Source organism: Lactobacillus helsingborgensis (assembly GCF_003173695.1).
GTDB classification, from domain to species: Bacteria; Bacillota; Bacilli; order Lactobacillales; family Lactobacillaceae; genus Lactobacillus; species Lactobacillus helsingborgensis.
In genome coordinates this window covers 1,159,116-1,177,386 of the sequence record NZ_CP029544.1, presented here as the reverse complement: position 1 = coordinate 1,177,386, position 18,271 = coordinate 1,159,116, and the positions used below count along the sequence as shown (strand labels likewise).

At 37.6% G+C, this 18,271-nt stretch carries 14 protein-coding genes, 1 tRNA gene and 1 other annotated feature; of the genes, 11 read left to right on the top strand and 4 right to left on the bottom strand.

The genetic code is table 11. The annotated features are described in order from the left end of the window. Positions 1-96 precede the first annotated feature (96 nt). Genes DLD54_RS05550 through carB form a run of 4 tightly spaced genes read left to right on the top strand, consistent with a single transcriptional unit; the run spans position 97 to position 6,587 of the window. Positions 97-1,053 carry an aspartate carbamoyltransferase catalytic subunit gene (locus DLD54_RS05550; protein WP_109918536.1) on the top strand — a complete coding sequence of 319 codons (957 nt, stop codon included), beginning with the start codon at positions 97-99 and terminating at the stop codon, positions 1,051-1,053. Then, the gene (locus DLD54_RS05545; RefSeq protein WP_109918535.1) at positions 1,053-2,330 is read left to right on the top strand and encodes a dihydroorotase; all 1,278 of its coding nucleotides are present in this window, start codon (positions 1,053-1,055) and stop codon (positions 2,328-2,330) included. The genes DLD54_RS05550 and DLD54_RS05545 overlap by 1 nt, the downstream gene beginning before the upstream one ends. Then, positions 2,327-3,412 carry a carbamoyl phosphate synthase small subunit gene (locus tag DLD54_RS05540; protein WP_109918534.1) on the top strand — a complete coding sequence of 362 codons (1,086 nt, stop codon included), beginning with the start codon at positions 2,327-2,329 and terminating at the stop codon, positions 3,410-3,412. The genes DLD54_RS05545 and DLD54_RS05540 overlap by 4 nt, the downstream gene beginning before the upstream one ends. Next, positions 3,405-6,587: a carbamoyl-phosphate synthase large subunit gene (gene carB / locus DLD54_RS05535; RefSeq protein ID WP_109918533.1), complete on the top strand. Its 3,183-nt coding sequence runs from the start codon at positions 3,405-3,407 to the stop codon at positions 6,585-6,587. The genes DLD54_RS05540 and carB overlap by 8 nt, the downstream gene beginning before the upstream one ends. Before the next feature lie 88 nt (positions 6,588-6,675). Here the strand turns inward: carB and DLD54_RS05530 are convergent, their stop codons facing one another. The 3 genes from DLD54_RS05530 to DLD54_RS05520 all read right to left on the bottom strand — a co-directional run bounded on the left by DLD54_RS05530 (position 6,676) and on the right by DLD54_RS05520 (position 10,669). After that, entirely contained in the window at positions 6,676-9,078 is a 2,403-nt protein-coding gene (locus tag DLD54_RS05530; RefSeq protein WP_109918532.1) for a Xaa-Pro dipeptidyl-peptidase, read from the bottom strand. A 117-nt stretch (positions 9,079-9,195) separates the two neighbouring features. Beyond that, the gene (locus tag DLD54_RS05525; RefSeq protein ID WP_046327286.1) at positions 9,196-9,552 is read right to left on the bottom strand and encodes an arsenate reductase family protein; all 357 of its coding nucleotides are present in this window, start codon (positions 9,550-9,552) and stop codon (positions 9,196-9,198) included. 76 nt (positions 9,553-9,628) lie between these two features. Then, on the bottom strand, positions 9,629-10,669 hold the full coding sequence (locus DLD54_RS05520; RefSeq protein WP_370448316.1) for a PTS sugar transporter subunit IIC: 1,041 nt from the start codon (positions 10,667-10,669) through the stop codon (positions 9,629-9,631). 584 nt (positions 10,670-11,253) lie between these two features. Between DLD54_RS05520 and DLD54_RS05515 the strand changes: the two genes are divergently transcribed. Beyond that, positions 11,254-11,655, top strand: a complete 402-nt coding sequence (locus tag DLD54_RS05515) for a hypothetical protein (RefSeq protein WP_052059662.1) — start codon at positions 11,254-11,256, stop codon at positions 11,653-11,655. A gap of 62 nt (positions 11,656-11,717) precedes the next feature. On the opposite strand, the gene DLD54_RS05510 is transcribed toward DLD54_RS05515, so the two are convergent. Beyond that, positions 11,718-11,791 (bottom strand) — tRNA-Arg (locus DLD54_RS05510). 203 nt (positions 11,792-11,994) lie between these two features. Between DLD54_RS05510 and DLD54_RS05505 the strand changes: the two genes are divergently transcribed. The 6 genes from DLD54_RS05505 to DLD54_RS05480 all read left to right on the top strand — a co-directional run bounded on the left by DLD54_RS05505 (position 11,995) and on the right by DLD54_RS05480 (position 18,238). Beyond that, positions 11,995-13,758, top strand: a complete 1,764-nt coding sequence (locus DLD54_RS05505; RefSeq protein WP_109918530.1) for a DUF2207 domain-containing protein — start codon at positions 11,995-11,997, stop codon at positions 13,756-13,758. Between the two features lie 89 nt (positions 13,759-13,847). After that, positions 13,848-15,176 (top strand): DUF2325 domain-containing protein, encoded by a 1,329-nt coding sequence (locus DLD54_RS05500; RefSeq protein ID WP_109918529.1) that lies wholly within the window; start codon positions 13,848-13,850, stop codon positions 15,174-15,176. A 168-nt stretch (positions 15,177-15,344) separates the two neighbouring features. Continuing rightward, positions 15,345-16,184, top strand: coding sequence for a YitT family protein (locus DLD54_RS05495; protein WP_109918528.1), 840 nt, complete (start codon positions 15,345-15,347; stop codon positions 16,182-16,184). An 88-nt stretch (positions 16,185-16,272) separates the two neighbouring features. Further along, positions 16,273-16,345, top strand: a sequence feature (ribosomal protein L21 leader region). Positions 16,346-16,358: 13 nt separating this feature from the next. Continuing rightward, positions 16,359-16,673 (top strand): 50S ribosomal protein L21, encoded by a 315-nt coding sequence (rplU, locus tag DLD54_RS05490; RefSeq protein ID WP_038523174.1) that lies wholly within the window; start codon positions 16,359-16,361, stop codon positions 16,671-16,673. 7 nt (positions 16,674-16,680) lie between these two features. Further along, positions 16,681-16,980 (top strand): 50S ribosomal protein L27, encoded by a 300-nt coding sequence (gene rpmA / locus DLD54_RS05485; protein ID WP_276308982.1) that lies wholly within the window; start codon positions 16,681-16,683, stop codon positions 16,978-16,980. 148 nt (positions 16,981-17,128) lie between these two features. Beyond that, a complete protein-coding gene (locus DLD54_RS05480) occupies positions 17,129-18,238 on the top strand; it encodes a M24 family metallopeptidase (RefSeq protein WP_109918527.1) in 1,110 nt (369 codons plus the stop codon). The last annotated feature ends 33 nt before the right edge of the window (positions 18,239-18,271 follow it).

Sequence of the window (18,271 nt, the reverse complement as noted above, 5' to 3'; positions counted from 1 at the left end):
GAGTTCTTTTTGTTAAGTCTTGGACTAAACTAAAAACCCTTTTGCTAAACCTGGAGCTGAAAAGCTGCAGGTTTATTTTTTTAGAAAAGAGTAAAAATGAAAAATACAAATTTTGTCACTTTAAAATCATTTGTTAGCGTCGAAAACCTAACAGCTGAGGAAGTAATGGCACTGATTGAACGAGCAGAATATTTTAAAAATGGTGGTGCCCGCCCGCATTTAACTTGTCCAGTCTATGTTACTAATATGTTTTTTGAAAATTCCAGCAGAACTCATACCAGTTTTGAAATGGCTGAACGAAAACTAGGCTTAAAGGTTATTCCTTTTGATCCAGCACATAGTTCAACTAAAAAAGGTGAAACCCTTTATGACACATCACTCATTATGGCAGCTCTGGGCATTAATCTTGAAGTAATCAGGCATTCAGAAAACGAATACTACAACCAATTGATCCGTCCTAAGCAAAACCAGCACCTTAACATTGGGGTAATCAATGCTGGGGATGGCAGTGGTCAGCATCCGTCACAGTGTTTATTGGACATGATGACAATTCACGAACAATTTGGTCATTTTAAAAATCTTAAAGTAGCTATCGTCGGAGATATTACCAATTCACGAGTTGCCAAAAGTAACATGGATCTTTTAACTAGGCTGGGTGCAAAAGTTTATTTCTCGGGTCCTGAATATTGGTATGACAGACAGTTTGACAAATTTGGCGAGTATAAGCCGATTGATGATCTGGTTAGTCAAATGGATGTAATGATGCTTTTGAGAGTGCAGCATGAAAGGCATGCTGGTGATCCAAATGAAGCCCAATTTGATGCTCAAAAATATCATGCAAAATATGGGATTAATCAAAAACGATATGACCAACTGAAAGATGATGCCATTATCATGCATCCAGGTCCAATTAACCATGATGTTGAACTAAGCGGTGATTTAGTTGAAGCTCCGAAATGTCGTTTTGTAAGGCAAATGGAGAACGGAGTTTTTATGCGCATGGCAATGATTGAAGCGGTCATGCGCGGCCGTAAATTAGGAGGTCTGTCTTAATGACAACTGTGATTAAAAATGGCTATCTTTTTGTTGGCGGTCAGATTATGCAGGCTGATCTTTTAGTTAAAGATGGCTTGATAGCAGCAATTGGGACCGGCTTAACCGGCGACAGCGTAATTAACGCGGAAGATAAGCTGGTAAGTCCAGGTCTAGTTGATGTTCACGTCCACTATAGAGATCCAGGTCAAACTGAAAAAGAAAATGTTCAGACTGGTTCGCTGGCAGCGGCGCATGGTGGCTTTACTACGGTTTGTGCAATGCCTAATGTGGTACCTGTCCCTAACACACCGGAATTAATGACCAAAATGGTGCACAATAATGACCAAAATGGTTTAGTGCATATTTTGCAATATGGCCCCATAACTATTGATGAAGATACTGATGAAATTCCCGATTATGCTCAACTTAAAAAAGCCGGATGTGTGGCGCTAAGTAATGATGGCAAAGGGGTACAGAATGCTCGTACCATGTATTTGGCAATGCAAAAAGCACAAGAGAATAATTTAATCATTGCTGAACATGCACAAGATGATGCACTATTTAATCATGGTGTGATTAATGAAGGTCAAAAAGCAAAAAAATTACATTTAGCTCCTATTACTGAATTAGCTGAGACCACACAAATTGCACGTGATCTCTTACTGGCGCAAAAAACTCGCGTTCACTATCATGTTTGTCACGTGTCAACTGCTACCAGTGTTGAACTAATTAGAATTGCTAAATCCAAGGGTATCAATGTTACTTGTGAAGTTGCTCCTCACCACCTTCTGTTAGGAGAAGAAAATATTACTGGCGATGATGCTAAGTTTAAGATGAATCCCCCATTAAGAACGAAAAGAGACCAAGCAGCTTTAATTGCTGGATTGCTTGACGGCACGATTGACATGATAGCTACTGACCATGCGCCTCATACCGCTGCTGATAAACAAGGCGGTTTTGCTAAAGCAGCTTTTGGGATAGTTGGTAGCGAAACAGTTTTTAGTGAACTATATACCAAGTTTGTTAAAACTGGTATTTTCACTTTGAGTCAGTTATTAACTTGGCTAACAATCGCACCAGCTGAGTCTTTTGGACTGAAAAAAGCAGGAAAAATTGCGATTGGTCAACCAGCTGATATAGTAATTTTTAATCTTGGTAAAAAAATAACCATTAATACTGCTGATTTTAAATCTAAGGGAAGAAACACCCCATTTAATGGTGACACGGTTTACAGTCAACCAGTATTAACAATGGTTGATGGCAAAGTTGTCTTTCAAATAGAGGAAAATAAATGAGATATTTAATTTTAGAAGATGGCAGTATATTTGCGGGTTCAGGTTTTGGAGCCGACAAAACAACTAGGGGAGAAGTGGTTTTTACTACCGGTATGACTGGCTATCAAGAAGCGATTACTGATCAATCCTATGCTGATCAGATTTTAGTTTTTACCAATCCCTTAATTGGCAACTATGGTATTACACTGGCTGATTATGAATCACTTGAACCGGGTATAAAAGGGGTAATTTGTCATCAAGTGGCGCGTCACCCAGATAATTGGCGTATGCAAACCACTTTACCCCAGTTTTTAGAAAGTATCAATGTTCCAGGTATTCAGGGTGTAGACACTAGGCAATTAGTAAAAAAGCTGCGCAGTCATGGAACTATGCGCGGTCAAATTTGTGATTCTCAGGAGAACGCGGCAGAAATTGCCAAAGAGTTGCAGTCCAGTCAAATAACCAGGGGTGCAGTGGATAGGGTTTCCACAGCAAAATCCTATCCTGTACCTGGTACAAAGCGAAATGTTGTGGTGGTTGACTTTGGTATAAAAAACAGTATTTTACGTGAACTAAGCCAAAGGGGCTGCAATTGCATAGTTCTTCCTTATACTACTTCGGCTGCCAAGATTTTATCTTTGCAACCAGATGGTGTTTTATTATCCAATGGCCCAGGAGATCCGCTGGAAATGGGAAAGGCAATTAAGATGGTGCAAGAAGTCGAGCAGCATATACCACTCATGGGTATCTGCATGGGTCATCAAGTTTTTGCTCTGGCAAACGGTGCTAAGACTTATAAAATGAAATTCGGCCATCGGGGATTTAATCACCCCGTACGTGAAATTGCTACAGGAAATATTGGATTTACTTCTCAAAATCATGGGTATGCTGTTAGCCGCGATTCAATTGATCCAGAAAATTTAATGGTTACGCACGTTGAAGTTAATGATGGCACTGTTGAAGGTTTGCGGCATAAAAAATATCCAGCTTTTTCGGTGCAATTTCATCCAGACAGTACACCGGGGCCACATGACGAAGAAGGGATATTTGATTACTTTATGCAAATGATTGACCAAAGAAAGGAAAATGAGAACGATGCCTAAAAGAACTGATATTAAAAAAATCATGGTAATTGGTTCAGGTCCAATTATTATAGGTCAAGCAGCAGAATTTGATTATTCCGGAACACAGGCTTGTTTAGCTTTACGTGAAGAAGGCTACGAAGTAGTGTTAGTCAATTCTAACCCCGCTACCATCATGACTGATACGACTATCGCCGATAAGGTTTATATAGAGCCCTTAACTTTGGAATCAGTTTCCCGCATTATTCGTAAAGAATTTCCTGATGCAATCTTACCTACGTTAGGCGGACAAGTGGGATTGAATATGGCATTGTCTTTAGCTAAAAGTGGCATTCTAGATGAACTAAATATTGAACTCCTGGGTACAAAGCTTGATTCAATTGAACAAGCAGAAGACAGGGAAAAGTTCAAAGAACTTTGTCAAGAACTGGGTGAACCGGTCCCACCTTCAACGAGTGTGAAAACGGTGCAGGAAGCACTAGATTTTGGAGATAAAATTGGCTATCCGATTATTGTTCGTCCTGCTTTTACTATGGGAGGTACCGGTGGCGGCATCTGCAATGACCGTGAAGAATTAGCTAAAATAGCTAAAAACGGATTGGAACTATCACCAGTTACCGAATGCTTAATTGAGCGTTCAATAGCGGGTTATAAAGAAATTGAATTTGAAGTAATGAGAGATCATGACGATAATGCCATGATTGTTTGCTGTATGGAAAATTTTGATCCGGTTGGTATCCATACTGGAGATTCAATTGTTTTTTCACCATCACAAACTTTATCTGATAAAGAATATCAAATGCTGCGGGACTGCTCCTTGAAACTTATTCGAGCACTAAAAATTGAAGGTGGTTGCAATGTGCAGCTGGCTCTTGATCCCAATAGTTTCAATTATGATGTCATTGAGGTTAATCCCCGGGTTTCCCGTTCTTCTGCTCTGGCCTCTAAGGCTACCGGCTATCCGATTGCCAAAATGGCGGCTAAAATCGCTGTAGGTCTGACTTTAGATGAAATTAAAAATCCAGTCACTGGTACCACCTTTGCCGAATTTGAACCTGCTTTGGATTATGTGGTCTGCAAGATACCTCGTTGGCCCTTTGATAAATTTGCTAAAGCAAATCGTGAACTTGGTACACAGATGAAAGCAACTGGGGAAGTCATGGCAATTGGGAGAACTGCAGAAGAAGCATTTCAAAAGGCTGTGCGCTCGCTTGAAATTGACCAAAAAGACTTTTATTCTCTTGAGGCGCACGAGGCCAGCGACGAGGATTTGGAAAATAAATTGGTTAAAGCCCAAGATGATCGGCTTTTTTACCTCGCTGAAGCTTGCCGGCGCGGTTATACAATGTCTGATTTGCATGAATTAACCAAAATTAATTTTTATTTTTTAGATATCGTAAAGCATATTGTCGATCTAGAAAAAACTATTGCAGCTAATCCTGATGATATAACTGTCCTTAAAAATGCCAAAAGATATGGTTTTAGTGACCATACTATTGCCAACCTGTGGCACGAAACAGAAGATGAAGTACGAAACTTTCGGAAAGACCATAAATTAGTGCCAGTTTACAAAATGGTAGATACTTGCGCAGGAGAATTTGTTTCTGAAACACCATATTTTTACTCTACTTATGACGCTGAAAATGAGAGCCAAAAGACGACAAAGAGATCAGTTTTAGTAGTTGGATCAGGCCCGATTCGTATAGGTCAGGGTGTGGAATTTGATTATGCTACCGTTCACTGTGTCAAAGCATTGCAAAAAATGGGTTATGAGGCTATTGTTATTAACTCTAATCCCGAAACTGTTTCCACTGACTTTTCTGTATCTGACAAATTATATTTTGAACCTTTGACTTTGGAAGACGTATTAAATGTCTGTGATCTTGAGCAGCCTGAAGGCGTAATCATTCAGTTTGGTGGTCAAACTTCAATCAATTTGGCTGCTGGGTTAGAGAAACATGGGATCAAGATTTTGGGCACCAGTGTAGCAGACCTCAACCGAGCTGAAGACCGCGAATTATTCGATCAAGTAGTTAAAGAACTAGGTTTAAAACAGCCGCAAGGAATTACCACAACTACACATGATGGTGTAATTAAGGCGGCGCAGAAGCTTGGCTATCCTGTTCTGGTCAGACCAAGTTATGTTTTGGGCGGTAAAGCTATGGAAATAGTTTATAATCAAGCCGAACTTGAAGATTACCTGCACAATCATGTGGATATTGCCAGCAGTCATCCTATTTTGGTCGATGACTACCTTGATGGGCGCGAGTGTGATGTTGATGCCATTTGTGACGGGGAAGAAGTGCTGATTCCCGGAATAATGGAACATATCGAACATGCCGGGGTTCACTCAGGCGATTCTATGGCTGTTTATCCTGCTCAAACATTTTCACCTGCAATAAAGCAAAAAATAGCTGATATTACCAAAAAATTAGCTTTAAAGCTCAATTGTCACGGAATTATGAACTTACAATTAATTGAGCGCGGGGGAGAAATCTATATTATTGAAGTTAATCCCCGTGCTAGTCGAACGGTCCCGTTTTTAAGCAAAATTACCAGTATTGAAATGGCGCAAGTCGCTACGCGGGTCATTATGGGTGAGAGCTTGAAAGATCAAGGCTTCTCCTCCGGCTTAGCGCCAGAACCAGAAATGATTAGCGTCAAGGCACCTGTATTTTCATTTAGCAAACTTTCGGATGTTGATAGTTATTTAGGGCCAGAGATGAAATCAACTGGCGAAGTCATGGGCAGTGATTTCAGTTTTCCTAAGGCGCTTTATAAGGCATTTTCAGGTGCTAATATGCAGATACCCGATAGTGGCAACATTTTATTGACGATTGAAGACCGCGATAAAGAAGAAATATTACCAATTGCCAAAAGATTTGCGCAAATTGGTTACCGGATTTTTGCGACTAGCGGAACGGCTGCATTTTTAGAGCAGCACCACCTGCATATTACTCATGTTGACAAAATTCATGACCAAAGTGCCACAAATATTCTAACTGAATTTAAAAACGGTAAAATTGATTTAGTAATTAATACGATGGGACATGATTTAGCTAAAACTTCTGACGGCTTTATCATTCGCCAAACAGCTATTCAACAAAATATTCCGCTAATTACGAGTTTAGACACCGCGCGGGCACTATTAACTGCGCTTGAAAATCGGTCGTTTTCAACAATAGACATCAAATAAGAATTTATTAAGTAAAAAAGACAACTGGGTTTTTGATCCAGTTGTCTTTTTGTTACAAAATATAGTGATAGAGAATAGCAGGACGATTTTATTTGAGGCTAAACTTAATTGCGGTCTTGGCCAGATCTACTGTGTAGACCGTCTTTTCTAGCGGCCTTTTTGTCATTCCCTGATCGGTTGAATAGATAATTAGACAAAGTTTACTGCCTACCGGCATCGTATAGTAAGTTGGCTGCAATTCAAACTGTAAGTCACAAAAGTCGCCAGCTTTAATTTTGGCAGGTTTCTTCATATCTTGGTAATTTTGCAAATTCATGTGTGCTTTAGTGATTAATTTGGCGTGAGTAAGCCTATCTGGCATAAATTCCTGTAAAGAATCAACCTTAAAATGGAAACCTAGTTCTTGTTCTCCAGGCATTAAAATTTTAGGAGTAGCTGTCAGACGCTTGCGATCGCCCATTTCAACTAAAGCAACTGAAATTTGTCCTTTGTTAAGGCTGGATGACACGCGCATTCTTATTTCCGGTCGACCAACTATGGTTACGGGATGAATAAATTCATCTGTGGTATAACGCAAACTGGCTTTAGCCCATTTGGGATTGCCACAAATAAATTGGTATTGCCAATCATTTTCTGAAATTTTAGCTTTCTTAAACTCCGTTCCTCCCATATCGGTAAAAGATACTTTTTGCATACCGTTTGCATCTTTTGTCAACTCATTGTTATCTGTTGGGAAGTAGACGGTTTCAGTGCCGATGCTATTATTCCAATCGTCTTCATCATGCCATTTGTCAGCTTTAAGATTGTCTTGGACTAATACCGTCGGCCACTGTTCATAGGCATTATTTTCGATACCTAAGAGTTCATGAACCAGCCATAAATTCATTAAGTCGGTAAAGTCAATTGAAACCAAATTGTTCATGTTATAGTGTGGCCCTTGGTGCAGAAAAAGATGATGCTCAATCGGAAGGTTTTTAACCTTTTGCCAAATTTTATAGACATTCTTAGGCTTGACGTTCCAGTCATTTAAGCCATGAACACTAATCCAAGAACACTTAATATTAGCTGTATGATGGCGGTAGTTGCGTTTTTCCCAGAAATCAGAATATTGTCCAGTTTTACGGTCAGCTTTTTTAAGTAATACTTTTTGCATTTCGTCAAATTTAGGCTTAATTTTTAGATAATCACCGGCATCCCACAAGTTTGACTGGCAAGTTTCTGCCAGCATATCTAAATCTTCGCCTTGACAATCTTCAGGTGCGATTACCAGGCCGTGTTCGCGGTAATAATCATACCAAGAGGAAATGGCAGCTTCGGAAATGACCGTTTTTAGGCCAGCTACACCGGTAGTTGCGATTGCTATTTGTAAAGTTCCCAAATATGACCTGCCTGTCATACCAATCTTTTTATTACACCAAGTAGCTTTAGTTTCATGCTGGCGTGATCTATCGGTATAGGCAATGCGATCGCCGTGTAACCATTCAATTATTTCTTTTGCACTTTCAGTTTCTTCTGGAGCACCGGTAATTCTGAGACCATCACTGCCGCGTGTACCAATTGCACCAGCAGAGACACTGGCAAAACCTCGTGCTAACATATATTCATTTAAGCCATAAGAAGACTTCCCAACAGCCTGTTCCACCGGCTTATACAATTCTTTACTATCTGCCAGCGGTTTTTTAGCTTTTACCACAGGAGCAGCTTGGTATTGCGGATTGGTCCACTCAGTTGCATCGCTTAAATTTTCATCGACATTATGGTTGCGTTGCTCGTTATCAATCATGCCACCAAAATAGGGGCTGGCAGTATAAAGAGCAGGGACCGGCAAATTTTCACTTTCAATTGGACGAAAAATTGTTGTCTGCAGTAAGTCGCTCTTGCCATCTCTGTCAGTATCCAAATCGCTTTCAACATAAACTACTTCTCTAATTACCTTACTGGTATCAAAAATAGGCATACTTTTGCCGTTAAAAAAGAGAAATTTATTCTTAGCAAATTGATTTCGACGGTTATAAAAGTAACCTTCACCAGCCATAACATCAATTAAAAGTTGGCCATTTTTGGCGCGGGTATTAAGTAAACGGTAAAACGCCTGAATTAAATGTTCTTTGTCACCAATATTCTTAACATAAGGCAAGCCTTGTTTTTGCATAAATTTTAATGGCTCACTTAACTGATAATCGTAGCCAACGTGGTAGCCGAGTAATTGCAATGCTACATTATAAAATTGGCTACAATCAATTTTTTCTGGAGCTGTGTCTAAAAAGTCGCTGAGCCTTTCACTATCTGATACAGCAAACTCGGCTAATTTTGCATTTCGTGCGCTTTTTGCGTCAGGCGCAATAACTGCAACTGTATTGGCGGTTAGTTCAGCTAAAAGAGCACCAAAAGATAATTTTTGATAAGCGGATGGTAAAAATTTAATTTGTAATAATTCTTCAACTTGTGTTTTGTAATCTGTTTTCACATAAGCATACTGGTTGTATTTCATGAAATTCTCCTTTTTGGTTATTATTTTACCTGTTCTTTAAAATATTATGAAGTTAATTATGAAAATAAAAAAGAAAGTTTCTTGACAAAACTTTCTTTACTGAATTTATTTTTTCATTTAAAGCCAAACTTCTTGGTATGTTTTTTCATTGAAACCGCAAGTTAGGTTTTGATCATCAACAACAAGGGGCCTTTTTATTAGCTTACCATTTTTTGACATCATTTCGGCTGCTTTTTCTATTGTCATTTGGGGCAGCTGATCTTTAAGATGCAATTTACGATAATCTTGGCCGTGAGTATTAAAAAAATATTTTAGGCCACGGTCTTGATACTGTGTCAGCCATTTAACCAAGTCAGATTTTTTAGGCGGTAGTTCCACTAAATCTTGAAAATCAAACTTGACATTATGATCCTCCAACCATTTTTGGGCCGCTCTTGAAGTTGAACAACGTTTATAGCCATAGAATTTTATCATTTTCATACGCTCCTTTGTCTCAATTATAGCAGTGTCTAACAAAATGGCTGAAAAATAGAAACAAAAGCTTTTTTATTTAGCTAAAATCTAATTCGAAATCTTTGCTCGTAAAAAGATGAACTTTATTATTAAACAAGTAATTCATCAATAATCCCAGGGCGATTGGAAGGATAAAGAACAAAAATGCAATCAGAATAATATTAATTGCATTTGCTGGGCGATTAGCCATCGCTGCGACGGGTCCAATTAAGCCAGAAAAGCCAAAGCCAGCGCTCATTGGCGTCCCTTGAATTTGGAACACGGCACCTAAGCCGCCCATGATACCAGCATTAATTAAAAGAGGAATCAGCAGTTTAGGATTGGTCATTAAATTAGCCATTTGCATTTTAGGAGAACCAAGGAAATGCGCGATTGAAGTACCAAAACTGTTTGCTTTCCAGCCAAAAACAGCCAGTGCAAAAGATACTGCTGTGATGCCCAGATTAGCTGAACCTGAAGCAATTCCAGAAATGCTGATTGCTGTAGCGATACCAACAGAAGAAATAGGGGAAACAATAAGTAAGCCGAATACTATTCCCATGAGAATACCCATTACAATTGGTTGTAATGCAGTTAATTTTTCGACTCCCATTCCGATCAAAGTAGTTAGTTGACCAACGGGAATACGTGTGAGACAACCGATTCCCCCAGCAATTAAAAGTACTAATAGTGGTACTAACAGAATTGTGTAGGCCTTAAGTTTTTTACCAAAAAATAAGACCAGCCCGTAAGCAATCATAATGGTAATAGCGGTATTGATAACATCGCCGCTGCCCATAACTGCAATTTTGCCCTTGTTCATCACAAAATTACCCGCTCCGGCGGTAGATGCTAAAGCTAATGACGAAGTCTGAATTGGCGTTAACTTAGCCGTCATGCCGACGCATACAGCACTAATTGCGGGTAGCAAGGCTGAGGCAAAAGCAGTTAATGCTAAAATAAAACTTAATTGTGGCATGCTAGGTAAAAGAGCTTGTACTAGCTGGTTAATTAATGCTCCTGGTATCAAAGCCACTACGATACCAGTGGATAAACCATTTAAGGTGTCTAAAGTAATCTTTTTAATAGTATTCATTATTTTCTCCCAATAAAAAATTCACACAGATGACGACAACTGTGTGAATTCATAGAGAAGAAAGTACTTAAGTCTTTACACACAATTGTCATGAAGGTTGAACTGTGTGTCTAAGGCAATGACAAAACTAGGCACTCAGATCAAATAACTGAAGTACCAGTAATAATATTTAACTTGCGGTTGATTAATTTTGTTAATTGTCGTCATAATCTCTACCTCTCATAAATATTTAAGCAATATCATACATTAATGATGAAGTAAAAGCAAGACTAATTATTAATAAAATTATTTTTTGATGGCAGCGCCGAAGATAATAAGCATCTTAAGCTTTCTCGCTACATTAGCTAATGAAATTAATTATTAAAAATTTTAAATTTTATTTTTCAAATTTTAATATTATGCTTACAAGATAATTTGTATCAAAATAAACTTTTTGAATAATTATTTTGTAACGACTAGAATATCTTAAAGTAAAAAAAGATTGGTTTATATCAAAGAAAGAAGTGTTTATTATCTCACTATTTATCAACTGCATTAGTTTTTTGGGAGACTGGTTATTATTCGCATTTCCTCTATATCAAGGACTAATGGAACTTTATGATTACGAATGGTTTTTAAAAGAGTTCAATCAATCAAGTAAAGCTCAGCCAAAGATTTCTCCTTTGTACTGGATTATACCTATTGTCAAAATTTATCTTGAAAAAAGGCGGGCCGTCAGAATTCTTGGTAGTATTATCAAAAATGAATCTGATTTACGTACTGCTATGAGCTTTATCGATAAGGCTACAGCCTGGTATTTTGTTTCTTTAGGTGGTTGGTTAAAGATGGTTTCATCTTTATATGAATTCATCGGCGAACTTCATGAAGACAGCATCTTGCTTTTGGTCATTGGTACGATTGTTTTAACATTTTTAGGAATATTCTCCGGCTATTACCGTTTAAATCCCAAGCGGCAAAAAAATTTGATTTCAAAAATTAAGAAGGACTAGTATTAGTACAAAACAAAAAAGAACTATAACAAACTTTGTTATAGTTCTTTTTATTATCAAAGTGATCCGGGTGAGATTCGAACTCACGACCCACGGTTTAGAAGACCGTTGCTCTATCCAGCTGAGCTACCAGACCGTTAGTTTTGCGTATTCCCGCGCAAGAACATTAACTATTATAGAGAAAAGTTTTTGCAATTGCAACCGGAAATTTCTTTTTTGTTCAACTTATTTTTAAAGCTAATATTGATGATAAAAAAGAAAGGAGGAGAATTGATTTGTTAATTGTGATTTATAATCTGTATAATAAAGAAAAGTGAAGAGAGAAAGATAGGAAAAAGCATGAAACATAAAATTCTAAAACTGATACCTCTTATAGGAATTCTTTTATTTTGTTTTGTTTCTGGACAAGAAGTAAAAGCAGATGTTGATTATGATATTGCTAAAAACATTACTACTGCTAAAGTGAATTCTGATGGTTCATTGTCGATGAAAAGGGCAATCACCTATAAATTTAACAGTTCTGCCAACGGTGTTTATTATCGTCAGAATTTGCAATCAAATCAGAAAATTGACGATATCAAAGTGACAGTCAAGGACGGTCAAAAAAAGGCACACAAAACTGATGATTATGATCTTAAAAGAAATAAAAAGGGATACCGTTTTAAGGTATTTCATAAAATAAAAAGTAACCGCCTTTTCACCGTTACTTATTTTTATCGCATCACTAACGCTATTACCAATTATCGTGATGTTGCTGAACTTAACTTTAAGATTATCGGCAATGGCTGGGATAGGGATTTGGACTATGTCAGAGCCAGTGTTATTTTTCCAGGGCCTGTAAAGGGTCTAAAAGCATGGGCCCACGGACCACTCGATGGTCATCTGCAAGTTAATCCTCAAAAAGGAAAAATTGTCATGACAGCTGAAAATCTCGCTGGTGACATGGGTATTGAAGTTCATACTATTTTCCCTCCTAAAATTACTGCCAACAATAAAAATGTCAAAGATAAGAATCACCGTCAGGCAGTGATAAAGCAGGAGAAAGAGTTAGCGCGAAATACGGAATTAAAGCAAAAAAAAGGGGTAAGAAGAAGTCTCTGGCTAATTGCTGTGAGTCTAATTGCAGGACTTTTAGGTATCATTAAGGGTTTTAGGACCAAAAAGATTGGTTTTATGCCCCGCAAAATTCGCGAACTAGCCCATAACTATGAAATACCTGATGTGGATCCCATATTAGTGCAGATTTTGGATACTGCAAAACAGCCGGATAATCGCGCGTTTACCGCTTATTTGATGGAACTGGCAGCACAGAAAAAAATTAGGATTGAAGATTATAAAGCCCATATTAAAACTTATTATCGGATAACCGCGATAGACGAAAGTATTGTTGACGAAAGCCGGTTAATGAAAACACTCTTTAACAAGATTGGGGATGGAACTAGTTTTACCACTCAAGCCTTGAAAAAATATCATGGTAAGAGATTAGGCAATGATTTTGACTTTTGGGCAGGAGATTATTTTGATAGTAAAGAAAAGCAAATATATTTGCCCGATTCATTAATAAATCGTAAAAATAAAAATATAGCAATCATAATTTTAATGATGGTCATCAGTTTCGCTGCTTCGGTAGTAGCTCTCATGAGCTCACTTAAATTTATCTTAGTGATAGTTTTTGGCGAGGCTTTGATTCTGATTTTGAGTTTGCTGGCGCTGATTTTCATTATCAGGCAGACTGGTATTTATTCAGAAAAAGGAAAAATTGAAACTGAAAAGATACGTGGTTTCAAGAAGATGCTAAAAGATATCGGTAAGTTTAAGATGAGGGATGTTGGTGATCTCATTTTGTGGGAGGATATCATGCCTTATGCCGTTGCTTTTGGCTTAGCCAATAAAGTAATGAAAGAACTGAAAATAGAATTCACTCAAGAAGAACTGGCACGTAGTGATTACTTTTACTATGGTTTTGTTTCTAATACCGGCAAAGATAGCTTTTCTGCTAACTTTGATTCTTGCTTTAACGAAAGTATATCTACCGGGTCAAGCAGTTTTTCCAGTGGCTCATCCGGTGGCTTCGGTGGAGGTTCAGGTGGTGGAGCTTTCTAGTAAAAATTTTTGACTTTAAGCCTAGCACTACGCTGGGCTTTTTTGCATTTGCTATACTAAAGTAAATTACAAAAGAGATAGGTATAAACATGTTCGATTATCGTAATAATTTAAAAAGAATTCTTAATCAGACGGCTGGAGATGAGAAAAGCTTAAAAAACGGACTGGCTGCAATTAAACTAATCTTGGGTATGACCGCTGACACAGATACAAATAATAGCCCAGAAAGTGCTAAAAACAACGTGGAGGTCGATTTCCAACAACTTAATTTGCTGTTAAAAAGTCTGACGCGTTTTATCAGCAATACTGCAGATCTTTCTGCCAAAAATTCAGCCCTTTCCGCTATTCAGCAACTAACTCTTGCTCCCAGCATTAATAAAGAGTATAGACAAAATTTAGTTGCTTTAAAAAAAGCTCTCAACTCAGCCCCGGCTACAAAAGACCTGATTGATAAAAAAGTTTTTGAGCAAGCACTAGCGCCCATAAAAAAGCCTCAAAGGGACTACCGTAAAGGCAAGAGATATACAGTAATTCGTTTACTAACGGGTTGTGACTTAATTAATGATAGTAATCGTACGGTTTTTACTTTAACAGAATCACAAATACATTCCTTGAATTTAAAAAGCGGCGACATTGTCGAAGCGATTCCAGAAGATAAAAATTCGCACTATGATGCGACTATTTTACGAGTTGTTGGGTTTCGTGATCTACCCAGTATGGAAGTCGATGCCATTTCTACTTTTAAATACGCTGTGGTGCAGGGAAGGTCTGGACATTTGGCAATTACTCGCAATGCACAAGGTAAAAAATTGCGGGTTCACGGTAAGCAAATTCTTTTACCCGTTGATTCAAGTAAGTATTGGGATGAAAATATTCGCCTAACTGATGGCTCTATCGTAGATTTAGCTTGGTATGATGGTGATGTGCGCTTGAAGAAAAATCCTGCAGAAGCAATTCAGATCCGCTGGGTGTATCAACTTGAACAGCCCAAAGATCCGCAAATTAGAAAGAAAAAAACTAAGAAAGAAACAAAAGATACTAAAATACCGCGACTTGAAATGGACCTTCATTATCAACGTGTTGGAATTGCTGTTGGTGATAATCAAAACGAAGCCGTACTTGAAAGTGTAGTTAATTGCTATCATGGTATACCAATTCCAATTGATGCTTTTCAGGGCAAGAAAAAAGTAATTGAAAACCAAATAAAAGATTTAGATATTGTCATATTGGTAACTGCTTTTGCGGCACATGACAGTACCTGGAATATCAGTGAATTTGCCAATAAATATCATATTAAGTTTGCAGTTAGTTCAAGTAAAGGTTACCAAGCATTTGAACGTGCATTATATCGAGCTGAAAATGGTCTTCCCGCTTATGAAGGTAACCAGACAATTAATTATCGCTTAGCAGATAAGTAGAAAAAATTTTCTTTATAATTTCTTAATAATTTAAGAAAATGTTTTAACTATTATGTTTTTGACAGATAACAAGTATAGCCTTAACCAATCAAAAAGCCCACATTTCTTGCATAATTTGGCGTTTTTCCTGTACAATATAAAATAACAATTTTATGGAAGGAAGATGAGATGAAAGCTAAAAAACAGTCACACACATGGCAATACTGGTTATTCTTTCTAGCTGGATTAGAAATAATTACAATATCAGTTAACTTTTTTTATGCGCCAATTAATGTTGCTGCAGGTGGTTCTACAGGTATTTCAATCTTAATTGAAGCTGTTTGGGGAATTAACCGTTCCGTTTCGGTTTTTGTTGTTAACTCAATAATGCTGATACTTGCTGCTGTGTTTTTAGGTAAGGAAACTTTAAAGAAGGTAGCATTAGGAAGCTTTTTGATTCCGATTTTAATGGCGATTACACCTAGTTTTAAATTAACTTCAAATAATATGATGGCTGTAATTTATGGTGGCGTTTTAATGGGCGTTGGTGTTTCAATGCTTTACCGGATTAATGCCTCATCGGGAGGGACAACAATCCCACCATTAATCATCAAAAAATATTTCTTTGTTGATCCCGCACTGTCCTTAATGGTTATTGATATGTCAGTCATTTTCTTGAACATTTTCGTAGACGGTGTTGAAGCTTTTCTATTGGCAGCCTTTTCTCAAATAATTACGACTATTACTATGCGCTACACTGAAACTGGTTTTGATAAAAAATACCAAGTGCGTATTATGAGTAATATTAAGTTGGAAGAAATTCGCCAAATGTTACAGCACGATTATGATGGACTGACCGTATATAATGTGGTTGGCGGCTATAGCGACCAGGATAAACAGCAATTGGTTATTGTGGTTGACACTAATGAATATGGTCAACTGGTGGCTAAAGCTCGAGCGATTGATAATGAAGCATTTATTGTTACGGAAAATATTGCTAAAGTGCATGGCGGTAAATGGCAAATATAATTGTAATTTTATTTAACAATGAAGGTATTTTTTATTGCCAACAATTAGTCAGAGTAGTATTATAAAGTAGTTGTATTTGTGGTTTCCTCCACATCTGCAACCGCACATTTCGGGGCAATAAGTCTTTTTAAGCACCTCGATTGGCGAGTCTAAGTAATTTTTGGAGGGTAGTAAATGTACGCAATTATTAAAACCGGTGGTAAGCAATATAAAGTTGCTGAAGGCGATAGTGTTTTTGTTGAAAAGCTAGAAGCTGCTGAAGGTAATGAAGTAACTTTTGACGAAGTAGTTCTTACTTCTGATGGCAAAGACGTTAAAGTTGGTACACCTTTAGTTAAAGGTGCTAAAGTTGTAGCTAAAGTTGAAAAGCAGGGCAAGGAAAAGAAAGTAGTTACTTTTAAGTACAAGCCAAAGAAGCACTCACATTCAAAATATGGTCACCGTCAACCTTATACTAAGGTTACAGTTGAAAAAATTGAATTAAACTAGAGGTGAAATAATGATGAATATTTTAAATCTTAAATTATTTGCCCACCACAAAGGTGGAGGTTCTACTGCTAACGGCCGTAATTCAGCTGGTCGTCGCTTAGGCGCCAAAGCTGCAGATGGTCAAACTATTCACGCCGGCTCAATTATCTATCGTCAACGTGGTACTAAGATTCACCCAGGTAAAAATGTTGGCCAAGGTGGAGACGATACTTTATTTGCATTGGTTAACGGTGTAGTTAAGTTTGAACGGAAGGATAAATACAGAAAGCAAGTTTCTGTTATTCCCGTTGAAGAAGAAGCTAAGTAATTTAGTTCTTAAATAAGAAGACGAAAAGCATATGCTTCTCGTCTTTTTTCTGCTTTATTTTACAAAAGAATGGATAGTAATTTGAATATCTTTAGGGTTAAAATTTAGATAAAACCGAAACACGAAAGATTAACAGGAGAATATAATTATGGCTGAAGAAGATGAATTATTAACTTTAATTAATAGGCGAATAAGCAAAGTAATTGATTTGATAAAAGAGCAAAATGCTGATGGCTTACTAATTTTTAATCAGGCTAATTATCGTTATCTTACGAACTTTACTGGTGAAGAAGCTCAGTTAATTTTAACCACTCAAGGAGATCGTATTCTTCTTTCTGATTCACGCTTTGATGATCAGATTAAGGCGCAGGCTCCGGGCGAAATTAGTGTAATAATGAAAAAAGAAGACCAAGACGTTGAAATTGCAAAGCAGTTGCAGAAAGCAAATCTCAAAAAGGTCTTGGTTGAAGGTGAATTTGTTTCAGCAGTTGAATTTAACAAGTTGCAAAAGTTAAATCCGCAGGTTGACTTTGAGATTTGTGAAGAATTAGTCGAAAAAGTACGCAACGTTAAAGATTGGCTTGAGTTAGAAACTTTACGCAAAGCAATTGATATTTCAATGGATAGCTTTAACGAAATATTGCCGCTAATCAAACCGGGAGCGGTAGAACGGAAAATCGGAGCTAAATTAGATTACTATTTTAAAATTAACGGCGGAGATGGGCCTAGTTTTGACACCATTATTGCTTCAGGAGTTAGATCTGCTTGGGCTCATGGAGTTGCAAGTGACAAAGTGATTGAAGATGGTGATATGGTAGTGATTGACTTTGGTGCCTTCTACCATGGTTATGCTGCTGATATTACCAGAACAGTGGCCGTTGGCAAAGTCGACCAGGAAATGCATAAAATATATCAGATTGTTCACGAAGCACAGCGTCGTGGCATTGCCGCTGCGGTTAAAGGTAATCATGGTAGTGATGTTGACCAGGCTGCAAGAAGTTATATCACTGAACAAGGATACGGGCAATATTTTGGTCACGGTATCGGTCATGGCATCGGCTTAGAAATTCACGAATTATGCCAACCAGCTCTACCATTTGGCAAACAAGAATTGCTTAACAATATGGTGCATACAGTTGAACCAGGAATATATCTGCCTAATAAAGGTGGCGTAAGGATTGAGGACGATATTCTGATTCATGATCAAACTCCTGAAACACTGTCAACCTTGCCTAAAGACAACTTAATTTCTTTGTAAAAGTTAAATAATAATTATAGTAAAATCGCTTAC